This window comes from Bacteroidota bacterium (genome assembly GCA_020402865.1).
Taxonomy (GTDB): domain Bacteria; phylum Bacteroidota; class Bacteroidia; order Palsa-965; family Palsa-965.
This window is the reverse complement of record JADBYT010000007.1, coordinates 93,566-109,325: the sequence shown is the minus strand read 5'-3', so window position 1 is coordinate 109,325 and position 15,760 is coordinate 93,566. Positions and strand designations below refer to the sequence as shown.

At 48.3% G+C, this 15,760-nt stretch carries 16 protein-coding genes; 10 read left to right on the top strand and 6 right to left on the bottom strand.

The window, feature by feature from the left end; genetic code table 11:
- The first annotated feature begins 6 nt into the window (after positions 1-6).
- Both IM638_05740 and IM638_05735 read left to right on the top strand, forming a co-directional pair.
- The gene (locus tag IM638_05740; GenBank protein MCA6362518.1) at positions 7-1,050 is read left to right on the top strand and encodes a quinone-dependent dihydroorotate dehydrogenase; all 1,044 of its coding nucleotides are present in this window, start codon (positions 7-9) and stop codon (positions 1,048-1,050) included.
- Entirely contained in the window at positions 1,047-1,910 is an 864-nt protein-coding gene (locus IM638_05735; protein ID MCA6362517.1) for a hydroxymethylglutaryl-CoA lyase, read from the top strand. Before IM638_05740 ends, IM638_05735 begins: the two co-directional genes overlap by 4 nt.
- 81 nt (positions 1,911-1,991) lie before the next feature.
- Here the strand turns inward: IM638_05735 and IM638_05730 are convergent, their stop codons facing one another.
- Both IM638_05730 and IM638_05725 read right to left on the bottom strand, forming a co-directional pair.
- A complete protein-coding gene (locus IM638_05730; GenBank protein MCA6362516.1) occupies positions 1,992-2,405 on the bottom strand; it encodes a PUR family DNA/RNA-binding protein in 414 nt (137 codons plus the stop codon).
- A gap of 251 nt (positions 2,406-2,656) precedes the next feature.
- Positions 2,657-4,423 carry an ABC transporter ATP-binding protein gene (locus IM638_05725; protein ID MCA6362515.1) on the bottom strand — a complete coding sequence of 589 codons (1,767 nt, stop codon included), beginning with the start codon at positions 4,421-4,423 and terminating at the stop codon, positions 2,657-2,659.
- Between the two features lie 153 nt (positions 4,424-4,576).
- On the opposite strand from IM638_05725, the gene IM638_05720 reads away from it, so the two are divergent.
- The 5 genes from IM638_05720 to IM638_05700 all read left to right on the top strand — a co-directional run bounded on the left by IM638_05720 (position 4,577) and on the right by IM638_05700 (position 8,738).
- Entirely contained in the window at positions 4,577-5,674 is a 1,098-nt protein-coding gene (locus IM638_05720; GenBank protein MCA6362514.1) for a Glu/Leu/Phe/Val dehydrogenase, read from the top strand.
- A 182-nt stretch (positions 5,675-5,856) separates the two neighbouring features.
- The gene (nusB, locus tag IM638_05715) at positions 5,857-6,807 is read left to right on the top strand and encodes a transcription antitermination factor NusB (GenBank protein MCA6362513.1); all 951 of its coding nucleotides are present in this window, start codon (positions 5,857-5,859) and stop codon (positions 6,805-6,807) included.
- Between the two features lie 47 nt (positions 6,808-6,854).
- Positions 6,855-7,337 (top strand): DUF1573 domain-containing protein, encoded by a 483-nt coding sequence (locus IM638_05710; GenBank protein MCA6362512.1) that lies wholly within the window; start codon positions 6,855-6,857, stop codon positions 7,335-7,337.
- Between the two features lie 34 nt (positions 7,338-7,371).
- Positions 7,372-7,728 carry a preprotein translocase subunit YajC gene (gene yajC / locus IM638_05705; GenBank protein MCA6362511.1) on the top strand — a complete coding sequence of 119 codons (357 nt, stop codon included), beginning with the start codon at positions 7,372-7,374 and terminating at the stop codon, positions 7,726-7,728.
- Between the two features lie 23 nt (positions 7,729-7,751).
- Positions 7,752-8,738 (top strand): YbbR-like domain-containing protein, encoded by a 987-nt coding sequence (locus tag IM638_05700; protein ID MCA6362510.1) that lies wholly within the window; start codon positions 7,752-7,754, stop codon positions 8,736-8,738.
- A gap of 7 nt (positions 8,739-8,745) precedes the next feature.
- On the opposite strand, the gene IM638_05695 is transcribed toward IM638_05700, so the two are convergent.
- Positions 8,746-9,693: a YafY family transcriptional regulator gene (locus tag IM638_05695; GenBank protein ID MCA6362509.1), complete on the bottom strand. Its 948-nt coding sequence runs from the start codon at positions 9,691-9,693 to the stop codon at positions 8,746-8,748.
- 3 nt (positions 9,694-9,696) lie between these two features.
- Positions 9,697-10,149 (bottom strand): GyrI-like domain-containing protein, encoded by a 453-nt coding sequence (locus tag IM638_05690; protein MCA6362508.1) that lies wholly within the window; start codon positions 10,147-10,149, stop codon positions 9,697-9,699.
- Between the two features lie 401 nt (positions 10,150-10,550).
- Between IM638_05690 and IM638_05685 the strand changes: the two genes are divergently transcribed.
- The 3 genes from IM638_05685 to IM638_05675 all read left to right on the top strand — a co-directional run bounded on the left by IM638_05685 (position 10,551) and on the right by IM638_05675 (position 14,697).
- On the top strand, positions 10,551-11,582 hold the full coding sequence (locus IM638_05685; GenBank protein ID MCA6362507.1) for an alkane 1-monooxygenase: 1,032 nt from the start codon (positions 10,551-10,553) through the stop codon (positions 11,580-11,582).
- Positions 11,583-11,631: 49 nt separating this feature from the next.
- Positions 11,632-13,134, top strand: a complete 1,503-nt coding sequence (locus IM638_05680) for an acyl-CoA synthetase (GenBank protein ID MCA6362506.1) — start codon at positions 11,632-11,634, stop codon at positions 13,132-13,134.
- A gap of 123 nt (positions 13,135-13,257) precedes the next feature.
- Positions 13,258-14,697 carry an AAA family ATPase gene (locus tag IM638_05675; protein ID MCA6362505.1) on the top strand — a complete coding sequence of 480 codons (1,440 nt, stop codon included), beginning with the start codon at positions 13,258-13,260 and terminating at the stop codon, positions 14,695-14,697.
- Between the two features lie 259 nt (positions 14,698-14,956).
- On the opposite strand, the gene rplT is transcribed toward IM638_05675, so the two are convergent.
- Complete coding sequence (gene rplT / locus IM638_05670) at positions 14,957-15,301, bottom strand: 50S ribosomal protein L20 (protein MCA6362504.1); 345 nt, start codon at positions 15,299-15,301, stop codon at positions 14,957-14,959.
- 118 nt (positions 15,302-15,419) lie between these two features.
- Positions 15,420-15,614, bottom strand: coding sequence for a 50S ribosomal protein L35 (gene rpmI / locus IM638_05665; GenBank protein ID MCA6362503.1), 195 nt, complete (start codon positions 15,612-15,614; stop codon positions 15,420-15,422).
- Between the last annotated feature and the right edge of the window lie 146 nt (positions 15,615-15,760).

Genomic DNA, 15,760 nt, shown 5'->3' with positions numbered 1-15,760 from the left:
AGCCGTATGTACAAATCGCTGCTCAAGCCTTTTTTCTTTCTCTTTGATCCTGAGAAAGCCCACCACTTTGTATTTGCCGCTATCCGCTTTATACAACGCATTCCGGGTGTAGCTGCACTTACACGTAAACTGTATGTGGTAAACGACCCGAAATTAGCCACAACCGTATTCGGCATCACGTTTCCTAACCCGGTGGGGCTGGCAGCCGGTTTCGATAAAGATGCAAAACTGTTTGATGAGCTGGGCGCCTACGGGTTCGGGTTTGTGGAAGTGGGCACGCTTACGCCGCTTGCACAGGACGGCAATCCCAAACCCCGTATGTTTCGTCTTCCGGCCGACGGCGGACTGATAAACCGCATGGGTTTTAACAACGGAGGCGCTGCCGCCGCCGCCGAACGCCTCAAACGCCGCAAAACAAACATCATCATTGGCGGCAACATTGGTAAAAACAAAGTGACACCCAATGAACATGCGGCTGATGATTACGAGAAATGCTACCACACGCTTTATCCGGTGGTTGATTATTTTGTGGTGAACGTAAGTTCGCCCAATACGCCCAACCTGCGCGATTTGCAGGAGAAGGAACCGCTTACGGCGCTGCTTCGTCGCTTAAAAAATATAAACGCCGCACAGTCAACACCCAAGCCCATCCTGCTTAAAATAGCGCCCGACCTCACCAACGGCCAGCTTGATGATATCATCAGCATTGTGCGTGATACAGCGATTGACGGCGTAATTGCCACCAACACCACCATAAGCCGCGCCGCGCTGCATACGCCCGAAAGCCGCATTCAGGAAATCGGCGCAGGCGGACTCAGCGGCAAACCGCTTACCAGCCGCGCCACCGAAGTAATCCGCTACCTGAGCGAGCAATCAGGCCGGGCATTTCCCATTATCGGAGTAGGCGGCATTCACACCGCGCAGGATGCACTCGAAAAACTTGAAGCCGGCGCCAGTCTGGTGCAGGTGTACACCGGCTTTATTTACGAAGGCCCCGCCATTGCCCGAAACATTAACCGCGCCATTGCCGCACAACGCAACCGCAAATGAGTAACGACACACTTCAGCTGGTGGAATGTCCCCGCGATGCCATGCAGGGCCTTCACGATTTTATTCCCACGCAGCTTAAAGCCGATTACATCAACCTGTTGCTGCGCTGTGGTTTTGATACCATCGACTTTGGCAGTTTTGTGTCGCCAAAAGCCATTCCGCAACTCAGTGACACGGCCGATGTGCTGCGCAAACTTGAGCTGGACAACACCTCGTCGAAACTGCTTGCCATTGTGGCCAACCAGCGCGGCGCCGAAGAAGCCTGTGCATTTGATGAAATCAGTTTTCTCGGTTATCCGTTTTCCATTTCCGAAACATTCCAGCTGCGCAATACAAATGCAACCATTGCCCAGTCGCTGAGCCGCGTGGAGGAAATACAATCGCTTTGCGTAAACAGCCGCAAGGAGCTGGTGGTGTATATTTCCATGGCTTTCGGCAATCCTTACGGCGATGCGTGGAATGCGGATATTGCCATACACTGGACACAGCGTCTTGCCGCGTTGGGCATACGCACTATTGCACTGGCCGATACCACCGGTGTGTCTAATCCCGAAAACATTACTTACCTGTTTTCGCAACTCATTCCTGAGTTTGAGCAGGTGCGCATCGGTGCGCATTTGCACACCACACCTTCATCGTGGCGCGAGAAAATGGAAGCCGCATGGAACGCAGGCTGCCGCCGTTTCGATCATGCCGTAAAAGGTTTCGGAGGCTGCCCCATGGCCGCCGACGAACTTACCGGCAACATGGCTTCCGAAAATGTGCTCAGCTTCCTGCACGAAATTCAAACCAGCACCGGTATCGATCAGGCTAAATTTGCCGAAGCCATGCGTAAAGCAGTGGAAGTTTTTCCGGCTTGAAGCAACCATTACTTCGTTCCACAAAACATGAACGCCCGGCTTCAAAGAAACCGGGCGTTCATGTAAATGGTTAACGGGTAACTATCCCTGATGATTGTGGTTGTTGTTCAGGTCTTCGAAATTCAGGTTACTGCCTGCCATTGAAGCATCGTTCGAATAACCGTTACCATTGCTGTAATGGTTTTCGTTGCCCTGAAAATGAGTGTTGTATTGCTGCGGCGGCTGATAATCGCTGCGTGAGCGGATGTAGTTGATAATGTCTTCAAGTCCTTCTACAAACTTGTCGAAATCTTCTTTGTAAAGAAACAGTTTGTGTTTTTCGTAACTGAAATTTCCCGAATCATCAAACCGCTTCTTGCTCTCGGTAATGGTGAGGTAGTAGTCGTTGCCCCGGGTTGATTTCACGTCGAAAAAATACGTGCGTTTGCCGGCTTTAACTGCTTTGGAATAAATTTCGCCCGAGTCGTTGTAACTATTGTGGCGATCGTCGTTCATCATACATTCAATCGTTTGACGTGGATAGCTTGGTTAACAAATCTATAAAAAATCGGTCAACTTCAAGCTCAAAATTCTGTTTCCCGTCATAAATACCATGCTATTAGATAAATACAAAAAGTGTTTATCAATTCCCGGAAGTTGTTAAACAAAACAATTTTCAGGTACAAGCAGCACCTTTGCGGAGTATAAAATTCATACGGTGGAGTAAGCCGGAATGAATAGTATTAAGTAGATAGTTTCACTGAACGTTATTGAAGTTCCTGTACCTGTTTGTGGTACAATCCGGCATAGTATCCGCCGGCATCAAGCAGCTGTTGGTGTGTGCCCTGTTCAATAATTTTTCCTTCGTCGAGAATAAAAATCTGATCGGCATGGCGCACCGCCGACACGCGGTGACTGATGATGATGGTAGTTTTCCGGTGCATGATGCGGCGCAGGTTGCCCAGAATTTCATCTTCGGTTTCCGTGTCCACAGCCGAGAGGCAATCGTCGAAAATGAGAAGGCGTGGTTGTTTAAGAATGGCGCGGGCAATGGAAATGCGCTGCTGTTGTCCGCCGGAGAGTGTTACACCGCGTTCGCCCACCAATGTTTCGTAGCCTTTGGGGAATTCCGTGATATTGGCATGAATGGCGGCATCGCGGGCGGCCTGTTCAATTTCACCTTGTCGCGAACCGATTTCGCGCAGATCATGTGCGCTGAAAGCGATGTTGCCGGCAATGGTTTCGGAAAACAGAAACACTTCCTGCGGCACGTAGCCTGTGTTTTCGCGCAGGTGGTTCAGGTTTACCGATTTTATGTTTTTTCCGTCAATCAGAATCTCGCCTTCACTTACGTCGTACAAACGCACCATTAACTGCGCCAGCGTTGATTTTCCCGAGCCCGTGCGGCCCAGAAACGCGGCTGATTGTCCGGCCTTAATGGTAAATGATACATCGTTAAGCGCGCACACACCTGAGTCGGGATACACAAATTTTACGTGACGGAATTCGATATCGCCGGAAAGCGCAAACGGCTCGCTGGAGGCCGATTCGATAGCCGGTTTTGTATTCAGAAATTCGTTGATACGTTCCTGCGAAGCCGCTGCGCGCTGCACCAGCGAGGTAACCCAGCCCAGCGAGGCAATAGGCCAGGTGAGGCGGATCACGAACAGAATAAAGGTGGCAATGGTGCCCACACTCAGCTTCCCGTCAATTACCTCGCGCCCGCCAATGAGTACCGTAAGCAAAATACTCAGGCCGATAAGCAGCAGCATAAACGGCTGAAACATCGATTCGGTGCGGGCCAGCGAGAGGTTGCGTGTCATGTACTCATCTGCCGCTGATGCAAATTGTGTTTCGGCGTTTTTTTCGCGTGCAAAGGCTTTAATAACCCGCACGCCCGAAAAGGTTTCCTGCGAAAGCGTGGAAAGCTGAGAGAGCTGCTGCTGCACTTTCAGACTTTTGCGGTTGATCCGGTTGCTTACGTAGTAAATGGAAACGGTAAGCACCGGCAGCGGCGCCAGCACATACAAAGAAAGCCGCACATCGCTGCTGAACATAAACATAATAGTCATTACCAGCGTAATGGCTGTGCTGGTTGTGTACATTACCGCAGGGCCAATATACATGCGTATCCGGCTCACATCTTCGCTGATGCGGTTCATGAGGTCGCCGGTGTTGTTTTTCTTGTAAAAGGTCTGGTCGAGATGCTGGTAATGATTGAAGATTTCGTTTTTCAGATCAAATTCAATCAGCCTCGACATGACAATAATTGTCTGACGGTTGAGGAAAAGAAAAACGCCATAGGCCAGTGTGTAGGCTATTACTTCGAGGCCAAAGCGGAGCAGGAGTGAGGTAACCCTTTCGGCCGGAATTTGCGGGTGATTGATGGCCCATGCCGCAAAATCGAGCCCTTTACCTACCAGATTGGCCGGTACAAGACTGAACCAGGTTGATAAACCAATGAAGAGGATGCCGGAAAACAGCCGGAGGCGGTATTTCCAGAAGTATTTATTGAGGTAGGAGAGTGCTTTCACTTCGTTTGTGGGCCGACAGCATTGTCTGCGGAAGTTATTTCCTGTTTTTTCCTGCTTGGGCGGGTGATAAAAAACAGCTACTTTTGCAGGCCGTCTGAATAAGCCGGTGTAAAGTTAAGCAAATCAACAGGGACTCACTCAACCCTAAACTCAATGCTCACAGCAAACGAGACAAAAATTGCTACCGGCCCGCTCAGCCAGATGTCGGTATTCGACCACGAACAGGTGGTTTTCTGCAACGACAACGCAACCGGACTCCGCTCCATCATTGCCATACACAACACCACACTGGGGCCCGCATTAGGTGGTACCCGTATGTGGGCCTATGCCAATGAAAGCGATGCGCTTACCGACGTGCTTCGTCTTTCGCGCGGAATGACTTACAAGGCAGCTGTTACAGGTCTTAACCTGGGCGGTGGCAAAGCTGTAATTATTGGCGATGCACGCAAAGACAAGAACGAAGCCCTGATGCGCCGTTTCGGCAAATTTGTGGACAGCCTCGGCGGCAAGTATATTACCGCTGAAGATGTGGGAATCAGCACCAAAGACATGGAGTATGTACACATGGAAACCAAACATGTGTCTGGTATTCCGCCCGCGCTGGGTGGCAGCGGCGATCCTTCGCCCGTAACTGCGCGTGGTGTGTATATGGGCATGAAAGCAGCAGCGAAGGAAATGTGGGGATCAGACAGTCTGGCCGGCAAGAAAGTAGCCGTGCAGGGCGTAGGCCATGTGGGTTCGGTGCTGGTTGATTTTCTGGTGAAAGAAGGTGCCAAAGTATGGATCTGCGACATTTACGAAGACCGCCTGGCAGCTGTGAAGAATTCGCATGCTTCGGTAGAAATTGTAAGTGGTGATCAGCTTTTTGATCTTGATATGGATATTTACGCGCCCTGCGCACTGGGTGCTACCGTAAACGACGAAACACTTTCGCGTTTGAAGTGCTCGGTAATTTGCGGTGCAGCAAACAACCAGCTTGCCGACGAAGCCGTGCATGGCAAAATTGTAATGGAAAAAGGCATTGTGTATGCACCCGATTATGTGGTGAATGCAGGCGGACTGATCAACGTATATTCTGAAGTGGTAGGTTTTGGCCGTGATTACGCGCTTACACTTGCCGATAAAATTTACGACAATACCGCAGCCGTGTTTGCGCTTGCCAAAGCCGAGAAAATACCTGCCTACATGGCTGCCAACCGTATGGCAGAGCAACGCATTGCGGCTATGGCTGCACTGCGTACACGCCGTTAATTTGATTGTAAAAGCAATCGTTCTTTGAACCGATTTGTTGTCGTCAGACAACGCATAATACCCACAATGAATCCAGCACGGAATCATTTCATGCACATCCCGGTTGGGGCGGTAATTTCCGCCACGGCCGGGATGTGTGCATTTTATTCTGTGCCTTTTCGTGCTTATTTTACACTAACAATATGCTGAACAGGCGTTATTTACGCATTAAAGCCATGCAGGCGTTGTATGGTTACTTCCAGTCGGGCGACAATGATATGCCGCGTGGCGAACGGGAACTGCTGCGCAGTGTTGACCGCACCTACGAGCTTTATATTTATCTGCTGCTCATGTTTGCCGAGTTGCATCGTCAGGCAGTGAATCTTATCGAAGACAACCGTAACAAACACCTTAAAACGGCCGAAGACATTAACCCCAACATGCGCTTTGTAAACAATAAGGTAATTGCGCAACTACTCAATCATCCCGGCCTGAAACGCGAAGCCGAATCACGTAAATTAGGCTGGCAGCGGGATGAAGATATGGATCTTGCCCGCAAAATCTGGAGCAAGGTACGTAACTGGGACGGCTACAAAGTATATATGACCAGCCCCGAAGGCGATTACACCGCCGATGTGGAGTTTTTGCTTGATGTATTCAAACGCTTTATTGCCGACGACGATGAGGTGGAGCATTACCTTGAAGAGCAAAATATGCACTGGCCCGGCGATTTGAACATGGCTGTGGCACCCGCCATGATCCGTACCCTCGAATCGGGCCGCGAAGATAAAAACCCCGAGCTGGCCCCGCTGTTTAAGGATACCGACGAAGACCGACGTTTTGTAATTGATCTCTACCGTAAAACCATTATCGAAAACGACAATTACGAAAAACGCATTGCTGAGAAAACAACCAACTGGGAGGTTGACCGCATTGCCCTGATGGACGTGATTCTGATGAAAATGGCACTGGTGGAACTGCAGTACTTTCAAAGCATTCCGGTGAAAGTAACCCTTAATGAATACATCGAAGTGTCGAAAACCTACAGCACGCCCCGCAGCAAACAGTTTATTAATGGTATTCTGGATAAACTGGTGGCCGATTTTAAAGCCGAAGGGTTATTGGTAAAATCGGGCAGGGGATTAATGGAATAACGCTGTAATAAATTGTACTTTTGCACTGCTGAACAATGATAAACACTATGAAAACTTTTTCTTTTATCCGTATTGCCGCCGTGGCACTTGTGGCGCTTACCACGGCCTGTGCTCCCAAAGGTAACGGCGAGGTTACGCCAGCGCTGGTTGATAATTCGGCTACTGCCAGTTCTCACGCACCCAGCGGCGAACTCCCCAAAATGAAGTTTGATAAAGACGTTCATGATTTCGGCACCATTACACAGGGCGACCGTGTAAAGTGTGTATTCAAATTCACCAATGTTGGCGGCTCGGAACTTGTAATCAGCAGTGCCAACGGAAGCTGTGGCTGCACCGTGCCCGATTATCCGAAAAAACCGATTGCGCCCGGTCAGGACGGTGTAATTAATGTGGAGTTTAACAGTGAAGGTAAGAGCGGTGAGGTGAGTAAAACCGTAACCCTGCTGACCAACTGCGAACCCAATACAACCATCCTTACCATTAAGGCAAAAATTCTTGCACCTTCGGCTCCGGCTCCTGCCAAGCCCTAATTTCAATCAATATTTATCAATCACCAATTCACGTATGAATTTTTCATCAATTCTGCTTCAGGCCGCAGCACCGGCACCGGCTCAGGGAACAAACGGCAATGCCAGCCTTATCAATATCCTAATGATTGTGGGTATTGTAGTGGTATTTTACTTTTTCATGATCCGTCCGCAACAGAAGAAAGCCAAAGAGCAGAAGAAGCTCATGGAAGAACTTCAGAAGGGCGATAAAGTAGTGACCATTGGCGGCATCATTGGCAAAATTGTGGAGTATGGTGATGATACCGATTTTGTAATTGAAACCGAAGGTGGCACCCGTTTGCGTATGCTTAAGTCGGCCATTTCGATGGATCAGACCCGCGCACTGAGTGGTGGCGGCGAGAAAAAAGCATAAGCGGTTTTTCGTAAATTTCAACCGTGACCATCAAAGGACTATTCCGGCGCGGCGATTCAGAAGGGCAGAAGCCCCTGCTGAGTCGCCGCGTTTCTACTTTGCTGGTGTGTTTGCTGCTTTCGGGCATGGCCTGGCTGCTTCAGGCTTTGTCCAAAGAATATTCAATGATGCAGCGTGTGGCGGTTACCTACATCAATCTGCCCTCTGATCGTTTGTTGAGTAATCAGCTTCCTGATTCGGTGGATGCCGAGATCCGGGGAAGTGGCTTTACACTGCTTACACTCAAACTTGGGCGCAGCCCCGGAGTGCTTGAGCTTGATGTACGCACCGCACGCCAGAACCGTCGCGGCGATCTGGCATTGCTAACCAACATCAGCAGCCTGCGTTTGCGCAGCAGTTTTGGCCGGGGCGCCAAAGTGGTACATGTATTTCCCGATACGATTGCGCTTAGCTTTTCGGCTCGTGTATCGCGCAAAGTGCCTGTGCGTGCTGTGGTTTCAGCCACACCAGCTCCGCTTTTTCAGCTGGCCGACAGCATTCAGTGTGAGCCGGCCTGGGTACTCATCAGCGGTTCGGCCGAAATGGTTAATTCCATTCGTGTGATCAACACTGAACCGCGCGTGTACACGAATCTGGAGCGTGATGTGAATGAACTGGTACCGCTTGTGCTGAATGGTACAGCGCGGCAACTCACAGTTTCGCCTGCAGCAGTAAAAGTGCATGTAAAAGTGGGGCAGTTTACCGAAGGTCGTTTCAGCATACCTGTTACCGCCGTAAACACACCTCCCGGTGCCACACTCAAAACCATTCCGGATAAAGTTGATGTGGTTTTCCTTGTGCCCCTCAGCGAATACAGCCGCATTACCCCCGATCAGTTCCGCGTAGTGGCTGATTACAAAAACATAAGCAGCACACGTTCTACAGTGCCGCTTACCGTTGTGCGCCGTCCTGTATTTGTACGCAATCTCCGCACCGAGCCTGAACGGGTGGAGTACATTATTCAGAACTAGGCTTGGCTTACAGGTATTTTTCGGCCAGTATTGCCACATGCTTTTTAATTTCATCTTCAAGCCATGCGGGTTCAATTACCTGCACGTGCGCACCCATCATCAGCAACCAGCGCGAAAAATAGTTAACCGAGGTTACGGTAAACAGCACTTCGTAGCCGCCCTGTACTTTTACATCAGATACATAACCCATCGAGTAGCGCGAGTTTTGCATGTAACCGTACATGGTTTCCGAAATAAAGAGTTTGGCTTCGGTCCATTGGTCGGTACGTTGCTGCTGTGTAACGTATGCCGAAATGCTGAGGCGTTTATCAGGGTCAAATGTTTCGTTCAGCAGTTCAATTTCCATGATGCGGTCAAGCCTGAAATCGCGGTAGTCTTTGCGCAGGCGGCACCATGCAATCAGGTGCCATACATTGGCGTAGTAGAGCAGTCCTACGGGTTCGGCCTGGCGGCGGCTTTCGGCTTCTGTAGCGGTTTTATAGCGTAAATACAGCACGCCGTTTTTGGCAAGAGCATTATTTACCGCATCAAGATGCAGGTCGTTGCCAGGCGGAATAGGAGCAGAGGCGAATGCATCCACGCTGATGCGTTCATCAAGTACGGCCCATTCGTCTTTCAGTTCGCCGCGCAGCTGGGCGCGTATTTTTTCGCTGGCTGTATCAAACGCTTTCTGAAAGCGTTCGGTGGTGCGGCGGCGTAAAAATTTCCCTGCAAGCAGCAGCGAAAAAGCTTCGTCTTTTGTAAACATCACAGGCGGCAGATAATGGCCTTCGAGAATAAAGTAGCCGCGTCCGGCTTCTGCACCAATGGGTAGTCCGGCTTCAATCAGTGCATTTACATCGCGGTAAATCGTACGTATATGCACATTGAAACGCACGGCGAGATCTTCAGCTCTCACCGTGCGTTTGGTTTGTATCACATGTAAAATGGCCTGAAGCCGCTCTACTTTATTCATTGCTTAATTAAGCCCGATTTGAATTTCGGTTACATTATCAGCTGCATCGGGGCCGTTAAATTTAAGGTAAACCTCGCGCACCTCGCCGTTGTAGGGAAGTCCTTTGCTGCCAATTTCGGCAAAAATGCCATCGTAAACCTGCATCATACTTTCCATGCTTCCGATATGTATGTGGTTGAGGTTGCGGAACTCATTGCGCTTTACAAGTTTAAATTCGCCATTTTCTGTTTCCGTTTCTTCGGTTACAGGAATGGCTATTTCCAGCAAAAAGGGCTTCTCCTGTGAAAAATTGTGGTAGATAAATTCAATATTTCCCGCACGTTGCAGGCCACGTTTGCCGAGTTCGGCATACAATGCATCCACCGCTTTTGCACCGGTTTGCGAAAGCTCATTGAAGGTAATGGTGTGAGATGATAGCAGGTAATTTTTTGCGGGTGAATGAATGATGTTGTTCATGGTAGTTGTTTTTTTGAGTGATTTGATGATGCAAAACAACTACGCAGGTGTGACAACAGTATGTCAGTAGCAGAAACACTAAACTGATTTATTCGGGCTGTGAGGCAAAAGGAAGAATATGCCCGTCGGCATCGGCCACATACGGCACGCGGTGTCCCCAGTTTCGGTTTTGCGCTTCACTTACTGCTAAAGCGCCGCAGGCCAGTGCGTGCGCGGCAGCTTTGCCGGCACTTTTACAGGCTTGCTTACGTAGAGAATGACTTCGGCAAGGTGCATGTTATAAACTGGTTTATGTGCGTTTCGTGGAATACAGAGACAGGTTTAACGGAAAGTTAAGCCGATTTGTATAAATTCCATTTGATGTGGCGTTATGAGCAGAATCAATAATTAACTTTATTGACATGAACATGTCTTATGGCTTGCGATATACGGTGGCGTTACTGCCCGGCATACTTGCTGTGGCGGGAGGTGTGGTCAATCCCGTATTTCATGTGTTCAATATTGTCTGGAATCTGGTTGTGCTGGTGCTTCTCGACTGGATATTACCGCCCAAACATGATAATCCGCCCGATAATCAGTGGTCAATAATTCCGGATGTAATTCTATATCTTGCATCGGCCTTGCATCTTGCAGCAATTGTGTTATTGATTGTTCGGGCTTCGCAGCATTCTTATACACTTCATCAGTTAATACTGGCCACAGGCTCGGTTGGGCTCAATGCTGGTATTTCGGGCATTGTAGTGGCACACGAACTTATTCACCGCAAAAATGCTTTGGAACGGCTGCTTGGTCAGTTGAATATGTTTGTGGTGAATTACACGCATTTTTATGTAGAACATGTGCGCGGACATCACCGCACGGTAGGCACAATGGCCGATCCGGCTACGGCCAGACTTGGCGAGAGTTTTTATGCATTTTTTGCGCGCACAGTTCCGGGGCAGTGGTACAGCGCACTTCGGCTTGAGGCGGCGAGATTACAAAAGCTTAACCGTACGGCATACGGGCTGGGCAATTATGTAGTGCGCGCCGGTTTGCTGCAGCTGGCTGTTTGCGCAGCATTGGGCGGGTGGCTCAATACAACGGTACTGCTGGCTTATCTGGGTGTATCGCTTGTGGCTGTCTTCCAGCTTGAGTATGTCAATTACATAGAACATTACGGTTTAATGCGCGAACCGGGCCGCAAAGTAGAAGCACAGCATTCGTGGCAGTCTGATGCGCCGGGCAGCCGGCTCACACTCATCGAGCTTTCGCGCCACGCCGATCATCACATGAAGGCTTCAAAACCGTATCATACGCTGATTACACACGAAGGCGGCCCGGAACTAAACAGTGGTTACTTTGGCATGTTTTACATTGCACTGATTCCGCCACTGTGGTTTCGCATGGTGCATCCGCGTATGAAGCAGGCGGGTGTTTATCCTGCGCAGGCATAACATGTGAGGTTTTTGATGTGCATACGTGCGGAGCGGTTAACTTTGCCGCATGACATTTCTCGATGCGTTTTCGGATATTCTTGTGGATGAACCAGGCCGCCGTATTTTGCGCGATGCACGGGGGACTTTTACCGCTGACGAAGTTTATCTTACTGCAAAAGATATTGCCCTTCACCATCTTGGCGGCGAGGATTTGAAAGGCGCTCCGGTGGCGCTGCTGGCTCAGCCCGGCCTGCCCTATGTGGCTTCTTTGCTGGCTGTTTGGCTTTGCGGTGGCATGGCTGTGCCGCTTTGCATCGATCACCCGCCGGCCGAACTGGAATACGCCATTACCGAAAGCCGTGCGCAAACTGTACTCTGCCAGCGTAAACTGCTTGCGCGTCTGCCTAAAATGCGCGTGCGTATCGAGGAAATAGAAGCCATGCGTCCGCCGCAGGATGCGGTTATGCCGCTCAATTTGCCCTATCCGAAAGCAGCAGAGCCGGCACTCATGCTTTTTACTAGCGGCACCACCGGAAAACCCAAAGGCGTTGTACACACGCACAGCGCACTGTATGCACAGATTACTGTGCTGCATAATGCCTGGGGCTGGACAGCCGCCGACTCCATTTTGCATGTGTTACCGTTGCATCATACGCATGGCATTGTCAATAAACTGCTTTGCGCGCTTATGATTGGTGCCCGCTGCGATATGCGCTCCGGTTTCGATGAGGCTGATGTATGGCCGGGGCTGGCTTCGGGGCATTATACGCTGTTTATGGCCGTGCCCACCATTTATGCTAAACTCATTGCACACTGGGAAAATGCCGATGAAGAGAAGCGGCAGAAATGGAGCAGCGGTGCCGCAAAGCTCAGGCTCATGGTTTCGGGGTCGGCGGCTTTGCCCGTGCCGGTGCTGCAGAAATGGAAAGAGATTACCTCACATACATTACTTGAGCGTTATGGAATGACGGAAACGGGCATGGTGCTTAGTAATCCGCTCGAAGGAAATCGACTGGCTGGTTGTGTTGGCACGCCGCTGCCCGGCAATGAAGTACGACTCGCTGCAGACACAGGTGAAATCTTAACTGCTCCCGATGCACAGGGCGAGCTTCAGGTGAAAAGTGCTGCGTTGTTTAAGGAATACTGGCATCGTCCTGAGGAGACAAAAGCCGCGTTTACGGCTGATGGCTGGTTTAAAACCGGCGATATGGCGGAAAGACAGGAGGGGATATATCGTATTGCCGGTCGGATATCAACGGATATTATTAAGACCGGCGGATACAAAGTATCGGCACTTGAGATAGAGAATGTATTACTTACACATCCGAAAATAGCAGCTTGTGCAGTAGTGGGGGTGCCTGATGAAATGTGGGGAGAACGTGTAGGAGCTGCACTAATAAAAAAAGAAGGAGAAGGAGATATTTCTATTGAAGAATTAAGAGAGTTTTTGACGGATAAAATAGCGGGATATAAGCTTCCTTCGAGAATTGTGCTGGTTACAGATTTGCCAAGAAACGGAATGGGGAAATTGCTAAAAAATGAAATTAGAAACTTGTTCGGGGATGTTTAGTTAAGTTGTTGAAAATAAGGTTTTAGTGGTTGGTTTTTAGTGTTTTTTGATAGGTTTTTGCGAAATTTATATTTCGCCAAGTTTGGGTAAAATTTGCTAACTTGGCGAAATATAAGTTTTGTTATGGCTGTAATTGGAAGGAAAAAAGAACTGGAAGTAATGGATCGATTGCTGAGAAGTAATGATTCTGAGTTTTTGGCGGTGTATGGAAGGAGAAGGGTAGGAAAAACATATCTGATTCGAGAGCGGTTTGGTAAGCAGATTGTATTTGATTGCACAGGTTTGTTTAATGCGGGAATGAATGAGCAGTTATTGAATTTTTGGATTGAATTAGGTAAGGTGTATCCTGTTGCCGCGAAGAAACCGGCACCGGATTCATGGTTGCTGGCTTTTCAGTTTCTGGAGAAATATATTATTCGCTTAACATCACGGCGAAAAAAGAAAAAAGTTGTTTTTTTCGATGAGATCTCGTGGTATGATACACCGCGATCAGGCTTTATGGCTGCATTTACGCAGTTCTGGAATTCGTTTTGCAGCAAGCGAAGTGATGTGCTGCTTGTGATTTGCGGGTCTGCCGCGTCTTGGATCATAAACCGGGTTATCCGAAACAGAGGTGGTTTGCATAACCGGCTTACACAAACCATACGTTTGGAAGCCTTTGATCTTGGTGAAACACGTGCCTATCTCAGACACCGCAACGTAAAACTCACCAATAAGGATATTGTGCAGTTGTATATGTGTATTGGTGGTATTCCGTACTATCTGAAGCAGGTGCAGCCAGGCAAAGGTATTTCACAAATTCTGAATGAATTGTTTTTCAATAAGAATGCCGGCCTTAGAACGGAGTATGAAAACTTATATGCTTCGTTGTTCAAAAACTACAGGCTGCATGAACGTCTGGTAAAAGTACTGGCCGCCAAAGGCCGCGGGCTTACCCGCAATGAAATTATTGAAGCCACCAAACTACCCAGCGGAGGCGGACTAACCACTGTGCTTGAGGAGCTGGAGGAATGCGGGTTTATTGCCAATACATCCGACATGGGGAAAAAACGGGAAGACAGGCTCTACCGGCTCACGGATGAGTACACGCTCTTTTATTTCAAGTTTTTACACAACCCTGCTTCTGTAAAGAATGGCGCTGCGCTGGCTGGCAGTCAGTCGTTTAAAATATGGTCGGGCATTGCATTTGAGAACATCTGTTTCAAGCACCATAAAATCATTGCTGCATTACTGGGTATTGGCGGTATTCAGTACAATGTGTATTCGTTTATTGATAAGGGTACAGCACATACGAAAGGCTGTCAGATTGATCTTATTTTCGATCAGTCAGATAACGTGATAAATATTATTGAAGCCAAATTTCTGAATACGCCCTTAGTAATTAACAAAGCCTATGAGCAGGAGCTATTTAATAAACTAAGCTGTATAGAGCGAAAAAGCAATTCAAGAAAAAATATTTTTATTACAATTATTTCTGCTAAAGGCACTTTAAAAAATGAGCATTTTTATAGTTCCGTAAATCACGAAATTGTAATCGATGAAATTTTTGATTATTCAGAATAAAAAACACTATCTTGTTTTTAAAGTAATGATAATCAGGTTTTTGTATGTCAATATAATCTCCGTTTCTCTCTTTAGCAAGAAAATTTCAGAATCTATAATTCGCCAACTTGCCTGAAAATAAGCCAAGTTGGCGAATTATAATTTTCCAACTAACTGAAAAAACATTTATAATATTTAAAAATAAAATAAAGTTTCCTCAAAATAAAAATCCCCGGTTTCATAAGCTGAAACCGGGGATTTTGGTAGTATTTGAAACATCCTACTTAATCGAATCAACCACCGCTTTGAAAGCATCGGGGTGGTTCATTGCGAGGTCGGCAAGTGTTTTGCGGTTTAAGGTTACGCCTTTGTCGTGGATTTTGCCCATGAACTCGGAGTAAGACATTCCGTGCAGGCGGGCGCCAGCGTTAATACGCTGAATCCAGAGTGAGCGGAAGTTGCGTTTTTTCTGTTTGCGGTCGCGGTAGGCATACACCAAACCTTTTTCGAGTGTATTCTTGGCAACGGTCCATACGTTACCACGGGCACCCCAGTAACCGCGTGTCATTTTCAGCGCCTTTTTACGACGGGCGCGTGAAGCGACATGATTGACTGATCTTGGCATTTTGTTTTTCGTTTTGGCTTTGGGTGTTCTGAACTCAATCAGAAGCTTGTTACCTCAAGCCGGGTTTAACTTGTTTTCGGATAAACCGGTACGTAATTAATGGTTCAATTCGTACACCTTACATGCAAAGCATGGCCTTCACGTTGTTCATGTCTCCTTTTGAAACGAGTCCATCGTTTGTGAGGCGACGCTTACGTGCAGTTTCCTTTTTGGTAAGGATGTGACGCTTGAACGCATGCTTACGCTTGATTTTACCCGTTCCGGTGAGCGCAAAGCGCTTTTTTGCACTGGAATTGGTTTTCATTTTCGGCATAGTTGCGCGTATTTATTTGGATTTGAAATTTACTGAGAAAGAACGGTTTGTTTCCCTTTTCGGGCAACAGGGTGCAAATGTAGTAAAAACTTTGGCCTGCGCCGACTTTCCGGTTAAAAAAAGCGCTATTTACTCCAATGTGCCTT

What these genes read in the sequence shown, in the direction of transcription:
- IM638_05740 (MCA6362518.1), top strand. Translation starts at nt 7, where the DNA reads ATGTACAAATCGCTGCTCAAGCCTTTTTTCTTTCTCTTTGATCCTGAG.
- IM638_05735 (MCA6362517.1), top strand. Translation starts at nt 1,047, where the DNA reads ATGAGTAACGACACACTTCAGCTGGTGGAATGTCCCCGCGATGCCATG.
- IM638_05730 (MCA6362516.1), bottom strand. Translation starts at nt 2,405, where the DNA reads ATGAACGACGATCGCCACAATAGTTACAACGACTCGGGCGAAATTTAT.
- IM638_05720 (MCA6362514.1), top strand. Translation starts at nt 4,577, where the DNA reads ATGCTCACAGCAAACGAGACAAAAATTGCTACCGGCCCGCTCAGCCAG.
- nusB (MCA6362513.1), top strand. Translation starts at nt 5,857, where the DNA reads ATGCTGAACAGGCGTTATTTACGCATTAAAGCCATGCAGGCGTTGTAT.
- IM638_05710 (MCA6362512.1), top strand. Translation starts at nt 6,855, where the DNA reads ATGAAAACTTTTTCTTTTATCCGTATTGCCGCCGTGGCACTTGTGGCG.
- yajC (MCA6362511.1), top strand. Translation starts at nt 7,372, where the DNA reads ATGAATTTTTCATCAATTCTGCTTCAGGCCGCAGCACCGGCACCGGCT.
- IM638_05695 (MCA6362509.1), bottom strand. Translation starts at nt 9,693, where the DNA reads ATGAATAAAGTAGAGCGGCTTCAGGCCATTTTACATGTGATACAAACC.
- IM638_05690 (MCA6362508.1), bottom strand. Translation starts at nt 10,149, where the DNA reads ATGAACAACATCATTCATTCACCCGCAAAAAATTACCTGCTATCATCT.
- IM638_05685 (MCA6362507.1), top strand. Translation starts at nt 10,551, where the DNA reads ATGAACATGTCTTATGGCTTGCGATATACGGTGGCGTTACTGCCCGGC.
- IM638_05680 (MCA6362506.1), top strand. Translation starts at nt 11,632, where the DNA reads ATGACATTTCTCGATGCGTTTTCGGATATTCTTGTGGATGAACCAGGC.
- IM638_05675 (MCA6362505.1), top strand. Translation starts at nt 13,258, where the DNA reads ATGGCTGTAATTGGAAGGAAAAAAGAACTGGAAGTAATGGATCGATTG.
- rplT (MCA6362504.1), bottom strand. Translation starts at nt 15,301, where the DNA reads ATGCCAAGATCAGTCAATCATGTCGCTTCACGCGCCCGTCGTAAAAAG.
- rpmI (MCA6362503.1), bottom strand. Translation starts at nt 15,614, where the DNA reads ATGCCGAAAATGAAAACCAATTCCAGTGCAAAAAAGCGCTTTGCGCTC.